Raw genomic sequence first — 229 nt, 5'->3', positions numbered from 1 at the left:
ACATCGCGCACCGGCTCTCCCGCCGCCTCTCCGAGGTCCGCAAGAACGGGACCATCCCGTACCTGCGCCCCGACGGCAAGACCCAGGTCACCATCGAGTACGACGGTGACAAGGCCGTGCGCCTGGACACGGTCGTCGTGTCCACGCAGCACGCGGCCGACATCGACCTGGACTCGCTGCTCGCCCCCGACATCCGCGAGTTCGTTGTCGAGCACGTGCTCGCGCAGCT

Annotated in this window: 1 pseudogene; it reads left to right on the top strand. The window is 68.6% G+C overall.

Annotation, left to right across the window (positions count from 1 at the left end):
• Positions 1–229 (top strand): annotated as a pseudogene (locus VR44_RS14115) (methionine adenosyltransferase); the annotation flags it as partial.

The organism is Streptomyces katrae (assembly GCF_000966975.1).
GTDB lineage: Bacteria > Actinomycetota > Actinomycetes > Streptomycetales > Streptomycetaceae > Streptomyces > Streptomyces katrae.
Note: the sequence above shows the minus strand (reverse complement) of the source record. Positions and strands in the feature narration are given on the sequence as shown.